Origin of the sequence: Companilactobacillus sp. FL22-1 (genome assembly GCF_043951805.1) — a bacterium.
Classification (GTDB): Bacteria; Bacillota; Bacilli; order Lactobacillales; family Lactobacillaceae; genus Companilactobacillus.
In genome coordinates this window covers 1-14,501 of record NZ_JBINJY010000010.1, presented here as the reverse complement: position 1 = coordinate 14,501, position 14,501 = coordinate 1, and the positions used below count along the sequence as shown (strand labels likewise).

Genomic DNA, 14,501 nt, shown 5'->3' with positions numbered 1-14,501 from the left:
AAGATACTTAGAAAGGATTTGATGTATATGACATCTAATACAGATGATACTGTCGAGCCGAACAATTATTGGAAACGTAACCTAATAGTTCTTTGGTTCAGTACTTTTGTATCCGGTATTGGCTTCAGTATGATAACACCCTTTATGCCATTATACATTAACCAGTTAGGTAATTTCACAAAAAGTCAGCTCGTCATTTGGAATGGTATCGCATTTTCATCGACATTCCTAGTTATGGCGATTATCTCTCCTATTTGGGGCAAGATTGCTGACCGTCGCGGTCGTAAGTTGATGCTGATTCGGGCATCGCTTGGGATGGCGATTGTTATTTTCCTACAGGCTTTCGTCACTGCTCCTTGGCAGTTGGTTGTTTTACGACTCTTGCAAGGTGTCTTTTCAGGATTCGTCAGCAACTCCAACACTTTAATTGCCTCAACGGCACCTAGATCGGAAAGTGGAAAAGCTTTAGGAACCTTGAACACCGGTGTTATTTCCGGAACGCTTCTGGGACCTTTGGTCGGCGGTGTTATCGCTCAATACTTCGGTTATCGGATTCCTTTTATGATAACTGGGTCATTACTTTTCATAGCTTTTATTCTCGTTACGATTTTTATTAAGGAAGATTTCAAACCTGTTCCTAAGGGGCAAGAAGAATCAACCAAAGAAATTTTCCACAAGTTGAAAAATCCCAATTTAATCTTGGCCATGTTTGTCACAACCATGATCATCCAGACTTCTAACAACTCGATCAATCCTATCATCAGTTTGTACGTTAAACAGCTGATGCATAACTCGAGTCAAGTAACGTTGGTGGCGGGTGTCATTGCTGCAATGCCAGGAATTGCTAACATCATCGCGGCTCCACGTTTCGGTGCCTTGGGCGATAAAATCGGTACAGGGAAAATTTTAGTCGGCGGTTTAATTTTTGCCGTTTTGGTCTATATCCCCCAAGCCTTCGTTACTAATGTCTGGCAATTAGCAGGTCTGCGGTTCTTAGTTGGTATCTCTGATGCTTGCTTAGTTCCACAAGTACAAACAATTCTCGCCAAATATACTGATCCCAAATATACTGGTCGGATCTTCGGTTATAACCAGTCCTTCCAATCAGTTGGTAATGTCTGTGGACCATTACTTGGTTCATCGATCTCTGGTATTTTCAGCTATTCAGCTGTCTTCTTAAGTACTAGTATTTTAGCAATGATCAACTTCGTTTGGGTCTTTTCACATCTGAAGCCAAAGAATACGAAAGCAAAAAAATAAGCCATCCGATTGGATGACTTTTTTTATTTGTTTTGCAAACCATATTTTTTGTTGAAACGATCGATACGTCCATCTGCTTGAGCAAACTTTTGCTTACCTGTGTAGAAAGGATGTGAATCTGATGAAATTTCAACACGAATCAATGGGTATTCTGTACCTTCATAATCAGTTGTTTCTTTTGAGTTCATTGTTGAACCAGCTAAGAATTTCTTACCTGTTGATGAATCCATAAATACAACTTGGCGGTACTCTGGATGAATTCCTTGTTTCATTCTATGTCGCTCCTTTGCCATAAATCCTTAACGGAAATATAGATTATAATAACTAACAGTGTCTAATATTATCATGACTAAAGCTAATTTTCAATATAATTCTAATAATGTAAGCTGACTTTTTGCACAGCCACTTGATCGATCAGATCCAAATCATGGTCAATCAAAAGCATGGTTGGACGTTGTTTTTTGATGACATCGATAATCTGTTGACGTGTAATAACGTCTAAGTAATTCAATGGTTCATCCCAAAAGTACAAATTAGCTTCCTGGGACAAACTCAAGGCTAAGGCAACTTTTCTTTGTTGGCCTTGACTCATTTTTTCCACAGGCTGCTCAAACAAGGACCTTTCAAAGCCTAATTTTCGTAAATTAGAATAAATTAATTCCAATTTGATTTTTTTATCCACAGCTAGTTGTTGAATATCGCCTTGTAATTCATCATTTTGCGCCAAATACGAGATTTTGAGGTTATTGGCTACTCTGACATCCCCCTGATGCTCAAATGGCTGTGGCAGTCCCAAAATGTGTTTAAAGATAGTCGTTTTACCTATCCCATTGGGACCGACTAAGGCCACAACTTGGCGATTTTCAACTTTGAAATTAACAGTTGGCGTGACTATTTCGTTATGTTGCAAAGACAAGTCCTTAACTTCCACCATTACTTGTGGATAATTAACCGGCTGGTAATTCAAAGCGATTGGTTCTTCATCTTCAAAATTCTTCAATAAATTTTGTTTTTGATCAATAGCGCTTTCGACTCGCTTTTGGGCCGTCTTGGCCTTTTTCATCATCTTAGCTGACTTACGTCCAATGAACCCTTTATCCAAGTGAACTTTTTCAGTGTAATGCTTTTTGTTCTTTTGTGACTCCGTTTGATTGGACCAATTTTCTCGCTTAACCATTGTTTCATGTAACCGACGAATATCTTTTTGTAATTGTTCCTTTTGATTCTGTTCATATTGATCCTGACGTGCTTTATTATCTTGCCAAGTATCAAAATTGCCCTTAAAGACTGTCACATCTGCCCGATTGATGGAGATAACATGATCGATCACTGGATTTAAGAAGGTTTTATCATGACTAATTATGATAAAGCCTTTTTTGGCCTTGAGATATTCTGAAACGATCTGACGTCCCTCGATATCTAGGTGATTCGTCGGTTCATCAATTAATTGAAAACCTGATTCATCAATAAATAAGATTGCTAATAAGACTTTCGTCTGCTCACCAGGACTAAGCGTGGAAAAAGTTTGCTGCAAGACATCTAGACTGACTTGTAATTTATCCAACTCGATCTCAATTTTCCAAAGATCGTATTTCTCTATTCGAGCTAATTTTTGTACCACTTCGACTGTTGGCACGTTTTTATCAACAACCGTCTGTGGAAAATAATAAAAATTGAGATTAGAAATAATCTGACCTTGATAATCAAGTTTTCCTTGTAAAAGTTTCAATAGGGTAGTTTTGCCACGACCATTACGCCCTATCAAACCTAATTTCCATGATTCATCAATCTTTAAATTTAATGAATCAAATAGGTTGTTCAACATTTGGTCATATTTAAAACTAACATTTTCGACTTGAATTGTACCCATTTAATAACACCTTCATTCAGGTGTAGTGCAATCTGACTAAAAATTTTCGTACAAAAAAAGGACGCTAAACAGCATCCTTAATTGGTTTTAAGGAAGCGGGTCAAGAAAATAAGCCAAATCAAACTACACACAATATTTAACATATTTGTATAATCTTGAATTTGAACTTAATTTCTCAACGGCGCACTTCCTCTCTGTGTCTTAATTATAAATTAATTTATCAGGTTACTAGGCTGATGTCAAGATTCAATCATTTCATCTTCGCCAACTAACTTAACGTCAGCGCCTAAACAATGAAGCTTCCAAACCACTTGATCATATCCACGCAAAATATTTTCAGCGTGATCGATGACAGTTTGACCATCAGCTAATAGTCCCGCAATCATCAAACAAGCTCCAGCTCTGATCTCATCAGCTGTGACATTCGCACCCTTTAATTGGGCTCCGCCATGAACAAAAATCAAATCATTTTCACTGGTAATATTAGCTCCCATCTTCGTTAACTGAGAAATGTGTTTTACTCGTTTCGGATAGATGGTATCGATGATCATCGCTTCTCCACTAGCTTTCATCAAAAGCGGTGTGATCGGTTGTTGCAAGTCAGTAGCAAAACCAGGATATGGCATTGTCTTAATATTGACGGCTTTCAAATTAGGCGATGGTTTAACGTAAATACTATCTTCGCCAACCTCTAAATTAACGCCCATCTCATCAAGTTTAGCCAAGAAAGCATCCAAATGTTCACTAATGATGTTTTTAACTAAAATATCTCCGCCGTTAGCAGCTGCCAAACTTAAATAAGTCCCAGCTTCGATTCGATCAGGAATAATCGTATGAGCATTATTTGAACGTAATTCATCGACGCCTTCGATACGGATGGTTTCTGTACCCACACCACGGATAACAGCTCCCATATTGTTCAAGAATGTTGCTAAATCAATAATCTCTGGTTCTTTAGCGGCATTTTCGATCACCGTCGTTCCTTTAGCTTTAACAGCTGCCAGGATAACATTGATCGTTGCACCAACTGAAACCATATCTAAAAAGATTTTAGCTCCCTTGAGGCCTTCTTCAGGAGTTGTAATAATGATTTGCCCATGTTTGTTCTCAACGCGTGCACCTAATGCTTCGAATCCCTTGATATGTTGGTCAATAGGACGTGGTCCAATATCATCGCCGCCTGGAAAACCGACGACTGCTTTACCGAAACGACCTAGCATCGCACCCATAAAATAGTAGGAAGCTCGCAAACTGCTTACTTTGCCACTAGGTAGTTCAGCAAATTGGATCTTTGTCGGATCAATTCGCAATACATCATTATTCATTTCTGAAGTAACGTTCATATCTTTCAAAATAGAACGTAAATTTTTTACATCTCTAATTTGGGGAACAGAATCTAACACTACAGGTGTGTCAGATAAAATTGCTGCAGGAATCAACGCTACGGTACTGTTTTTAGCACCACCAATAGTCACTTCACCCGATAATTTCTTTCCACCGTTGATTACAAGTTTTTGCATAAGTTTTTTCCTAACTATTTTTAACTACTTCAAAAGAAGATTACATTTGATCTTCTTCAAGGCCTGAAGCTGCACCGATAAATCCTTTGAACAAACCTTCTGGTTTAGTTGGTCTGGACAAGAATTCAGGATGGTATTGAGCTGCAACGAAGAACTTGTTTTCAGGGATTTCGATAACTTCAACTAAGTGGTTATCTGGTGAAACACCTGAGAATACTAAGCCAAGATCTTCGAATTGTTTACGATATTCATTGTTAAATTCATATCTGTGACGATGTCTCTCTTGGATAACTGATTGATTGTCATAAGCAGCTGCTGCTTTAGAGCCTTCTTTTAGTTTACATGGATATGCACCTAAACGTAAAGTACCGCCACGATCTTCGACATCTTTTTTATCAGCCATAATGTCAATGATCTTATTTTGAGCATTTGGATCAACTTCACCAGTTGTTGCATCCTTGATACCAGCAACATCACGGGCAAACTCAATACTTGCCATCTGCATACCCAAGCAAATTCCAAGATATGGTACATCATGTTCACGAGCATACTTGATAGTTGTGATCATACCTTCAAGTCCACGGCTACCAAAACCACCAGGAACTAGGATACCATCAGAATCTTTTAGATAATCAGCCACATTGTCTTCCGTAATAAGATCAGCTGAAATCTTTTCTAGTTCTATTTCTGTATTATAAGCATAACCTGCAGCACGTAGGGCTTCTGTTACGGAAATGTAAGCATCTTGTAACTTAGTATATTTACCAACTAAAGTAATCTTTGTCTTGTGTTTCAAGTTGTGGACACGGTCAACTAGCTTTTGCCAATTTGCCATATCGGCTTCTTTTGTATCTAAATGCAAGTAACGGCAAACGATATCATCGAAATTTTGTGCTTGTAGATTCAAAGGAATGTCATAAAGTGAACTAGCATCACGAGATTCGATCACAGCCTCTGAGTCAACATCACAGAAGGAAGCAATCTTATCTTTCATATTTTGTGGCATTGGCATTTCAGTTCTGACAACTAAGATGTTTGGTTGAATACCGATTCCACGCAATTCTTTAACACTGTGTTGAGTTGGCTTCGTCTTCATTTCACCAGCAGCCTTTAAGTATGGTACGAGTGAAGTATGAATATAAACAACGTTTTCTGAACCAACCTCTGCTTTCATTTGACGCAAAGCTTCAAGGTATGGTTGTGATTCGATATCACCAACAGTACCTCCAACTTCAGTAATGATTACGTCTGAATCAGTTGTTGTAGCAGCACGCATAATCTTTTGCTTGATCATATCTGTAATATGTGGAATTACTTGAACAGTTGCTCCGTTGTAATCACCGTGACGTTCACGACGGATAACTTCAGAATAAATCTTACCTGTTGTAACGTTTGAATACTTGTTCAAATCGTTATCGATAAATCTTTCGTAGTGTCCTAAATCAAGGTCAGTTTCTGTACCATCATTTGTAACATAAACTTCACCGTGTTGATATGGGCTCATTGTACCTGGGTCCACATTAATATAAGGATCAAATTTTTGCATTGTCACCTTAAGGCCGCGATTCTTTAACAGTCTACCAAGGGATGCGGCAACAATTCCCTTACCTAATGATGAAACGACTCCACCTGTAATAAAAATGTATTTAGTCATATTTTCCTCCACATATTAATTCTAGGGATTTCTTACTTGCAAAAATAAAAAAGTCCCCCATTCAACATGAACAGGGAACTTAAATTAGTCTATCTAAATAGAGCCCGAACTATATAATACCGTGATATGTTCGAGTCGTCAAACTTTTAATCAAAAAAATCAAACTTATTTATTGTCATCGTCGTCGTCATCGTCGATATCATCATCATCTTCGTCATCATCATCAGAAAGATCGATATCTTCGTCATCGTCGTCGGCATCGAATTCTGTCAATTGACCTTCGATACCGTCGTCTAGACCCTCATCATGTTCATCGTCGTCATCGTCATCAACAGATGTTAAATCAGAGTTAGTGAACTTAGACAAGTCTGGACCACCTTCAGATGAGCCATCACTGTCATCATCGTCATCCATATCTGTGACGCTTAGATCTGAATCATCATCGTAGTCGACCACGTCATCATCTTCATCGTCATCACTCAAGAAGGCATTAACCTTTTGGGCAGCCTTGTGAGTATTCTCAGTACCATTGTCTTCAGGATGATTTACTTCTTCATCGACAGAATCATATGGATACCACTTGCGCAAACCCCAAACATTTTCGCCAAGTGAAAGAAAACTACCATCATTATTCAAATCTGTATAGAATTGAGGAAGTGATTCCTTAATATCGTCATCAGATTTACCCAAATAATCTTGTATTTCATTCACGATATCTGAGAAATTCATTACTTCTTTATTATTGTTGTTTAGGATCTCGTAGGCGACCTCAATCAATGAAAGCTCGTCTTTGTTTTGACCCTTGAATTTGTCAAACTTCAAACGTGTACACGTCCTTTCGCAGCGTCTTATTTATAATGATATAGACTTAAGCACTAAAAATCAATCTAAACTTATAATTTCCTATTACATTATTATCGTAAATCAGATCATAATCAATGTTTATTTTACCAGAAAGTGGATTAGTTACAATTTCGACCTTAGAATCTTTGGTATACGTGTCTAAAGGCATAATTCCATATTCAGTTTCCAAGTGGCCACTATTGTGTTCTTGATGGGTAAAATAAAGTAATGAAGCCAAATTATTAGCTTTGGCCACTCGTTTAACGTGAATCTCGCCACTTTCCGTAATTTTAACTAGAATAGATGCTTTATCATCATTTTCCAAACTCTCATGAAATCTCAAATAAATCGAATTACCAATCTGAGTGAATTTTCCCGGTTCAGAAATTTTGGTATGAGTTAACTCCCCAGATTGTAATGTATCAATATTTAACTCAACATTTATATCAAAACTATTATTTTCCAATACCCTACAGCCTCTACATGATAAAATTATATTATTAATTCAAAGAAGTGATTAAGTGAACAATACTATTATATTATACGACCAACAAATTAGCTCTAATAAAGATATGCTTGTTCCATTTTCAGACACTGGTGCCATTTTAAAATTCGTTTCCGAAAATAACCAGCCAGTAGTCCATTTTTGGGTTACGCAGCCAACTGTCATCTTAGGCATGCAAGATAAAAGATTAAATAATCTCTCTGCGGGCCTAGATATGTTGTCAGAAAAAGACTACTTATTTTATCTCCGTAATTCTGGAGGACTAGGTGTCGTCACTGATTCAGGCATTCTTAACTGTACGATCTTTTTACCTGACAAAGACAACCTTTTGATCGACGATGCTTACGAAAAAATGTATTCCTTATTAAAACAAGCCTTTTCGCCACGCATAACTGCCGGTGAGATCGTCAATTCATATTGCCCAGGAACTTATGACCTCAGTATTGACGGGAAAAAGTTTGCTGGAATATCGCAGAGAAGAGCAGGCAATGCTGTGGCTGTCATGGCTTATATAAGTATCAATGGTAATCAAAAGCAACGCAGCCGCCTCATGAAAAACTTTTATGAAATCAGCAACTTCCCCAAAAGTCAAAGCTTTGCCTACCCAGAGATCAACCTTCAAGCTATGGAAAACTTGGACCAGCTGTTAAACCAAGAATTATCGATTACTACAGCCAAAGAAAAAATCTTACAAGTCATCAGTCAAGACTACCACGTCGATCAAGAAACATTTTATATAATTCAAAATTCACTCCCTTACCAAGAGGCCTATAATAACACGCTAAACGATTTAATTAAAAGAAATAAGATTCTACTGGAGGGCAAATAAATGTCAGACAACATCGAAATGTTACCAAGAGAGAAAGTCTTTCGCGACCCAATTCACAATTACATTCATATTCAGCACAAAGTCATCCTCGATTTAATCAATACCAAGGAATTTCAGCGTCTACGCCGTATCAAACAACTAGGGACTTCTTCATTTACTTTTCAAGGAGCCGAACATTCCCGATTCACTCACTGTATGGGTGTTTATGAAATAACACGACAAATCTGTGATAATTTTCAACGCAATTATCCCACCAAACAAAGCGGTGACGGTCTTTGGGATGATAACGAACGCCTCGTTGCTCTCTGTGCGGCATTGCTTCACGACGTGGGTCATGGTGCTTATTCTCACACCTTTGAACATATTTTCAATACCGATCATGAGATGTGGACTCAAAAGATCATCACTTCACCAGAAACAGAAATCAATGGTGTTTTGAGACAAGTTGCTCCTGACTTCCCAGACAAAGTTGCCAGTGTGATTGCCCATACCTATCCTAATCCTCAAGTAGTTCAAATGATCTCTAGCCAAGTTGATGCTGATCGCATGGATTACCTCTTGCGCGATGCTTACTTCACAGGAACTAAATATGGAATGTTTGATTTAACCAGAATCCTGCGAGTGATGAAACCTTATAAAGGTGGTATCGCCTTTGATAAAAATGGGATGCATGCAGTTGAAGACTATATTCTCAGCCGTTTCCAAATGTATCAACAAGTTTATTTTCATCCTGTATCTCGAGGTATGGAAGTTGTCTTAACTAAGCTCCTACAACGAGCTAAGGATCTCTATGAACATAATCATATGAATGGTTTCGAGATGCCAAGCCTCTTGATTCCTTTCTTTGAAAACAAAGTCTCAATCGATGATTATTTACTACTCGACGATGGCATCCTCAATACCTACTTCACTTTGTGGCAAAGTTACCCAGATGAAATTTTAAAAGATCTATCCTATCGTTTTCTAGCTCGTAGACCTTTCAAATCAGCTGAATATGACCAAAACACCGCAAAAATCTTGCCTAATTTAGCTGAAATAGTTGAAAATGTCGGCTTTGACAAGGATTACTACACAGCAACTAATACAAGCTACGACTTACCTTACGATATTTATGACCCGAATTCGAATAAGAATCGCACTCAGATTGAAATCATGCAAGACGATGGCTCTTTATTAGAGCTGTCGACCATCAGCCGTTTAGTTAACGCATTGACTGGTAAAGTTTTAGGCGACGAACGCTTTTATTTCCCAAAGTCAATGTTACTAGAGCCTACAGACGATATTTTCAGTGGCGACTATGCTAAATTCAAAAAACATATTCACAACGATAAAATTGTTCAGTAAATCGCTTTCAACTTTCACATTTATTTATTAAAATGAAGCTAACCTATTTTGATTTAAAGTCTGTGCATTTCTCAGATGATGAGGTTATGCTTGCTTTGCCTAGAATGTGAAAAACAGGAGGTTATCATGACAGAATTTTCTAATAAAACCAGAACGGACAACTTGCAAAAAATGCAAGATCAAGTATTAGATTTATTAGTAATCGGTGGTGGGATCACTGGTAGTGGGATTGCGCTTGATGCTCAAACTAGAAATATCCAAACCGGTTTGATTGAAATGCGTGACTTTGCTTCTGGAACTTCCAGTCGCTCAACTAAATTAGTTCACGGGGGGCTGCGTTATTTGAAACAAGCGGCCGTCAAGGAAGTTCACGAGGTTGGTAGCGAACGGGCAATTGTCTACAATAATGCCCCTCACGTAACGACACCATTAAAAATGATGTTGCCTTTCTACGACGACGGGACTTTCGGACCATTCACTACTTCAATTGCACTGGACGTTTATGACCGCTTAGCGCAAGTAAAGAAATCCGAAAGAAAGTTCATGTTAAAAGCACATGACACCTTAGAACGTGAGCCATACATTAAAGGCGAAGGCTTGAAAGGTTCTGGTGTTTACGTTGAATATCGAACTGACGATGCCCGTTTAACTTTAGAGGTATTGAAAAAAGCTAATGAATCTGGCGCCTTGATTGCCAATTACATCCAAGCAACCGGCCTATTGTATGATCAACACGACAAAGTCTGTGGAGTGATCTTTAGAAACTTGATCGATGGCTCGACCGGTGAAATCCATGCTAAAAAGGTAATTAACGCCTGCGGTCCTTGGGTAGACGAAATCAGACAACTGGATGGCTCAGATACTGGTAAACACTTGCATCTTACAAAAGGGGTTCACCTAGTTATCGATCATGATAAATTCCCGATCACTAATTCAGTTTACTTTGATACCCCATTCCACGATGGCCGAATGATGTTTGCCATTCCTAGAGAAAACAAGACTTATATTGGAACGACCGACACGACTTGGACAGCAGATCCTAAAGAACCAAATATTACCACGGAAGATGTAACTTATATTCTAGCGGCAGCTAATCAAATGTTTGACTTACCACAATATCTTACTCCTGATGATGTTGAAAGTGGTTGGTCTGGCGTTCGTCCGCTGATTCAAGAAGAAGGCAAATCACCATCAGAAATATCTCGAAAAGATGAGATTTTCCAATCCAAATCTGACCTGCTCTCCATTGCTGGCGGTAAGCTAACTGGTTATCGAAAGATGGCCGAAAAAATCGTCAACCGTGTGGCCGAACAACTAGCTGTTGAAACTGATTATGACTTCAAGAAAACAGTCACTGAAGACTTAACCTTATCCGGCGGTGAAGTTGGTGGTGATGAAGGCTGGATGGATTACTTTGACCAAGCTGTTCATGAAGGGATTATCAACTATGATCTAGAACGCGATGAGGCTGAAAAGTTAGTTCAGCGTTATGGTTCAAATGTCTTCGATGTTTATCAATTATTACCAGACACTCAAACTAAGGACAATTTGCCAAGAATCGACTGGGCTATGTTGAATTATGGCCTAGAGTTTGAGATGGTTGAACATCCTATCGATTACTTACTTCGTCGTAGTAGTCAAATGTTATTTGATATTGAACACATGAAATCAGTCAAAACTGGAGTTATCGACTACATGGCTAAGTATTATGACTGGTCCGACGAGACAAGCGCCGATATGACCGCCGAAGTCGATCAAAAGCTTGCCCTGACTGACCTTCATGATGTTAAGGCAAAATACACCGAATACGCTCAAAATAATTAAATATTGTCGCAAGTCCAATCATCCCGGTGATTGGACTTTTTTTACTCCAAAATTAAAATTTGAATAAATATCTCCACGGCACTTTAATTTTTCTCAAATTATAGTAAAGTGAATCTTGTACTTTGAAAAAGGTAATAATAATGAAGGAGATTTGCGAGAATGCTGAAGGAATTCCAAGAATTTATTTCCCGTGGTACTGTTGTTGACTTAGCTGTCGGTGTTATCGTTGGTGCTGCTTTTAATAGCTTGGTATCAGCGATTACTACTTACCTTTTGAATCCACTGATTGGACTCATCATCGGACAAATTGACTTGTCAGACATGAAATTTCAAATCTTAGGAGCAACTTTCTTGATCGGTGATTTCATCAACGCCTTAATCAATTTCTTGATCATTATGTTCGTCGTCTTCATGATCGTTAAAATGATGAATAAAATGCGCCGTGATGGTTCACGTAGTAAGTTTGATCGAAACGGTGAAGCAATCCCAGATCCACAAACCGAATACTTACAACAAATCCGTGACCTATTGAGATATCAACAAAGAAATAACCACAATGACCGCTATTAAGGTCGTCAATCTACAAAAGCTGCATCAAATTAAACACTTTTAAGACACGTGCTCTTATCTCAGAGCCATGTCTTTTTTTTATCCAAAAGGCGGCAACTCAAAATCGAGTTACCGCCTTTTTACATTAATGCTCGAAAGCTTAAAGTGTTTTGCGCCGCTCTCACTCATTATTTAGATATTTTCCTATTTAAGTGGTGTGACGACTTTTAAGTCTAGTGCCTGAATAAAACCACTCGTGCCGTCAACTACCATTGGAATGACATTGACGCTTGGTGCCGCACTAGTTACATAACTTTCATCAAGAGGCATCATACCATCGATACTAATATCGAGTGCTTTAGGCATCCCCTCAATGTGAATCTTGTTGTCAATTGCAGGAGTCTTAACTACATCATCACAAATTTTATGAACGTAGATCAAACTGACTTTGGCTTCACCATTAACCATGCCGCTCATTGTGAACTTGTGTCCGCAAAGGGTACCTTTCTTTACCGTCCCAAATGTTGGATGTAAATCTTCTGGGGCGGTGTACCACTCATGTTCAATCTTCATATCATCAAACTTGAATCCAAGCCGATCACCCATTTCATAGACTCCAGAAATATAATACGAAGCAATTCCTAACTTCAACTTATCCTGTGGAAATTGCTTTGGATCCATACCATATCCAAAAACTTTGACCCAACTCGAATAATTATGTTGATCGTCTTCACCTGATTGAACTGTAATTTATCCACATGACCCATAAGTCCCGCTAAGACAGTTGGAATATACGAAGCATAAGCTCCTGGTAACAAACCAGTTGGTAAGTAAGAAACTCCATTTTCTTTAGCAGTATCATTGATCATTTTGAATAAATCAGGTGTAGTTGCCTGTGAATAATAGATTGGCAAAGTCGTGATCACATTTTTCTTAGCTTTTAATAATCGGCAAACATCTACAGCGCTAGGTGTAAAGCCGCCTTTTTCATCTCTAACCAATGGCGTATAATCCAAAACTACATCAGCATCTAACTTCAATGCTTCATCGATATCATCAGTTACTGTAACGCCAGTTTTAGCAAAGCCAAAAATCTCACCAGCATCTTTGCCAACTTTCTTCGGATCAATGTCCACTGCTGCTACTAACTGCAATGACTGTTTCTCCTGAATCATTCTAATTGCGGCCCGGCCAACATTACCAAGGCCCCAAACGATAACTTTATACTGTTTCATCATATCACCCCAATCTGGTCAAGAATCGGCCTATCTATTGCTCATAGTATCACTAACTCTTGATAGATTATATAGCTCTGAAAGGTTTTTCATAACAAATTTATAAACCAAAAAAATACGTTAAATTGAACAAATAAAAATTCAATTTAACGTATTTTTCTAGACTGAATCATTTAAAACCCAATTAACTTTTCCAGTATAAGCGCCTTTCACTGATTTACCAGTTGATTTCAATAAAATACCTGTGGCACTATTCCAATTATCACTAATTTGTGTAACTTGAATACCACTAGTAGTCTTAGCTCCTTGAGCAATCTGAACTGGGATTGTGGAACTGAAGTCTTGTTCTGTATTATCAGATTTTCTAAAAATCAAGTTTCCAGCAAATTTAAGGCTATTTTGATACAAGCCATCATTTGTGGCTGTTAATTTCCATTGCGATCCTTGCGCTCTAGCATCGCTAACTGAAACATTCCAGGCACCAGTTCGTGGAATTAAACCGTTAACAAAACCAGTATTGATCGTCTTAAAGCTATAATTGCCAACGTTCAAAGATAATGTCCCTTGTTTAGAAATTATTACCGTTCCCGTATTAGAAACATTACCATCACTGTCTTTGACATATATCTGAAGGGTATTCTTTTCTTGAGTAAGTTGTGAATAAGGAACTGAATAATTTAATTTACCATCAGTTCCACTGCTTCCCAATGACACCGTGGTCAGTTTGGTTCCATTGAGAATTCCATACACGTTAACCTTTGAATTGGTGACTGTACTTCCGTCGGTATACGTAACTTGACCAGTTACATTAGCAGCTTCATCATTTTTGACAGTAATCTGAGTTTGATCCAAACTCAAATTAATTGGCTTAGCTTTATTGATAACGAATGGTACGGTATCAACATCTTTGATTAAATCATCACTTGTAAAATGTGAACGCACGGAAGGAACTTTAGTTGAAGCACTGACACCATTAGCCACACCGTTAATCGTTATGGTTGCGCTATTTAGTGAACTAGATAGCGATTTACTTAATGTATAGGTCAAAGTATTCCCGGAAAGACTACT

At 38.2% G+C, this 14,501-nt stretch carries 14 protein-coding genes; 5 read left to right on the top strand and 9 right to left on the bottom strand.

Features of this window, described 5'->3' with window-relative positions:
- Positions 1-27: 27 nt before the first annotated feature.
- The gene (locus ACG72T_RS09175) at positions 28-1,260 is read left to right on the top strand and encodes a multidrug efflux MFS transporter (protein ID WP_395265923.1); all 1,233 of its coding nucleotides are present in this window, start codon (positions 28-30) and stop codon (positions 1,258-1,260) included.
- Between the two features lie 23 nt (positions 1,261-1,283).
- Here ACG72T_RS09175 and ACG72T_RS09170 read toward each other — a convergent pair whose 3' ends face one another.
- From ACG72T_RS09170 to ACG72T_RS09145, 6 genes are all read right to left on the bottom strand, one after another.
- Positions 1,284-1,532, bottom strand: coding sequence for a type B 50S ribosomal protein L31 (locus ACG72T_RS09170; RefSeq protein WP_010018477.1), 249 nt, complete (start codon positions 1,530-1,532; stop codon positions 1,284-1,286).
- 101 nt (positions 1,533-1,633) lie between these two features.
- Entirely contained in the window at positions 1,634-3,130 is a 1,497-nt protein-coding gene (gene abc-f / locus ACG72T_RS09165; protein WP_395265922.1) for a ribosomal protection-like ABC-F family protein, read from the bottom strand.
- Between the two features lie 239 nt (positions 3,131-3,369).
- The gene (locus ACG72T_RS09160) at positions 3,370-4,650 is read right to left on the bottom strand and encodes a UDP-N-acetylglucosamine 1-carboxyvinyltransferase (protein WP_395265921.1); all 1,281 of its coding nucleotides are present in this window, start codon (positions 4,648-4,650) and stop codon (positions 3,370-3,372) included.
- A 40-nt stretch (positions 4,651-4,690) separates the two neighbouring features.
- Positions 4,691-6,304: a CTP synthase gene (locus tag ACG72T_RS09155; RefSeq protein WP_395265920.1), complete on the bottom strand. Its 1,614-nt coding sequence runs from the start codon at positions 6,302-6,304 to the stop codon at positions 4,691-4,693.
- A 165-nt stretch (positions 6,305-6,469) separates the two neighbouring features.
- Complete coding sequence (gene rpoE / locus ACG72T_RS09150) at positions 6,470-7,126, bottom strand: DNA-directed RNA polymerase subunit delta (RefSeq protein WP_395265919.1); 657 nt, start codon at positions 7,124-7,126, stop codon at positions 6,470-6,472.
- Positions 7,127-7,172: 46 nt separating this feature from the next.
- Entirely contained in the window at positions 7,173-7,613 is a 441-nt protein-coding gene (locus tag ACG72T_RS09145) for a DUF1934 domain-containing protein (protein WP_395265918.1), read from the bottom strand.
- A 55-nt stretch (positions 7,614-7,668) separates the two neighbouring features.
- On the opposite strand from ACG72T_RS09145, the gene ACG72T_RS09140 reads away from it, so the two are divergent.
- The 4 genes from ACG72T_RS09140 to mscL all read left to right on the top strand — a co-directional run bounded on the left by ACG72T_RS09140 (position 7,669) and on the right by mscL (position 12,219).
- Entirely contained in the window at positions 7,669-8,481 is an 813-nt protein-coding gene (locus ACG72T_RS09140; RefSeq protein ID WP_395265917.1) for a biotin/lipoate A/B protein ligase family protein, read from the top strand.
- The gene (locus tag ACG72T_RS09135) at positions 8,482-9,825 is read left to right on the top strand and encodes an HD domain-containing protein (protein ID WP_395265916.1); all 1,344 of its coding nucleotides are present in this window, start codon (positions 8,482-8,484) and stop codon (positions 9,823-9,825) included. It abuts the gene before it with no gap.
- A 126-nt stretch (positions 9,826-9,951) separates the two neighbouring features.
- A complete protein-coding gene (locus ACG72T_RS09130) occupies positions 9,952-11,649 on the top strand; it encodes a glycerol-3-phosphate dehydrogenase/oxidase (protein WP_395265914.1) in 1,698 nt (565 codons plus the stop codon).
- Positions 11,650-11,808: 159 nt separating this feature from the next.
- Positions 11,809-12,219: a large conductance mechanosensitive channel protein MscL gene (gene mscL / locus ACG72T_RS09125; RefSeq protein ID WP_395265913.1), complete on the top strand. Its 411-nt coding sequence runs from the start codon at positions 11,809-11,811 to the stop codon at positions 12,217-12,219.
- Between the two features lie 183 nt (positions 12,220-12,402).
- Here mscL and ACG72T_RS09120 read toward each other — a convergent pair whose 3' ends face one another.
- The 3 genes from ACG72T_RS09120 to ACG72T_RS09110 all read right to left on the bottom strand — a co-directional run.
- Positions 12,403-12,849, bottom strand: a complete 447-nt coding sequence (locus ACG72T_RS09120) for a hypothetical protein (RefSeq protein WP_395265912.1) — start codon at positions 12,847-12,849, stop codon at positions 12,403-12,405.
- Positions 12,846-13,436, bottom strand: a complete 591-nt coding sequence (locus tag ACG72T_RS09115; protein WP_395265911.1) for a hypothetical protein — start codon at positions 13,434-13,436, stop codon at positions 12,846-12,848. Before ACG72T_RS09115 ends, ACG72T_RS09120 begins: the two co-directional genes overlap by 4 nt.
- A gap of 156 nt (positions 13,437-13,592) precedes the next feature.
- The coding region (locus ACG72T_RS09110; protein WP_395265910.1) for a hypothetical protein at positions 13,593-14,501 on the bottom strand (909 nt) is incomplete at its 5' end.

Excerpts from the sequence above, each read along its gene's own strand:
- ACG72T_RS09175 (WP_395265923.1), top strand. The coding sequence starts at position 28 with ATGACATCTAATACAGATGATACTGTCGAGCCGAACAATTATTGGAAA.
- ACG72T_RS09170 (WP_010018477.1), bottom strand. The coding sequence starts at position 1,532 with ATGAAACAAGGAATTCATCCAGAGTACCGCCAAGTTGTATTTATGGAT.
- abc-f (WP_395265922.1), bottom strand. The coding sequence starts at position 3,130 with ATGGGTACAATTCAAGTCGAAAATGTTAGTTTTAAATATGACCAAATG.
- ACG72T_RS09160 (WP_395265921.1), bottom strand. The coding sequence starts at position 4,650 with ATGCAAAAACTTGTAATCAACGGTGGAAAGAAATTATCGGGTGAAGTG.
- ACG72T_RS09155 (WP_395265920.1), bottom strand. The coding sequence starts at position 6,304 with ATGACTAAATACATTTTTATTACAGGTGGAGTCGTTTCATCATTAGGT.
- ACG72T_RS09135 (WP_395265916.1), top strand. The coding sequence starts at position 8,482 with ATGTCAGACAACATCGAAATGTTACCAAGAGAGAAAGTCTTTCGCGAC.
- ACG72T_RS09130 (WP_395265914.1), top strand. The coding sequence starts at position 9,952 with ATGACAGAATTTTCTAATAAAACCAGAACGGACAACTTGCAAAAAATG.
- mscL (WP_395265913.1), top strand. The coding sequence starts at position 11,809 with ATGCTGAAGGAATTCCAAGAATTTATTTCCCGTGGTACTGTTGTTGAC.
- ACG72T_RS09115 (WP_395265911.1), bottom strand. The coding sequence starts at position 13,436 with ATGATGAAACAGTATAAAGTTATCGTTTGGGGCCTTGGTAATGTTGGC.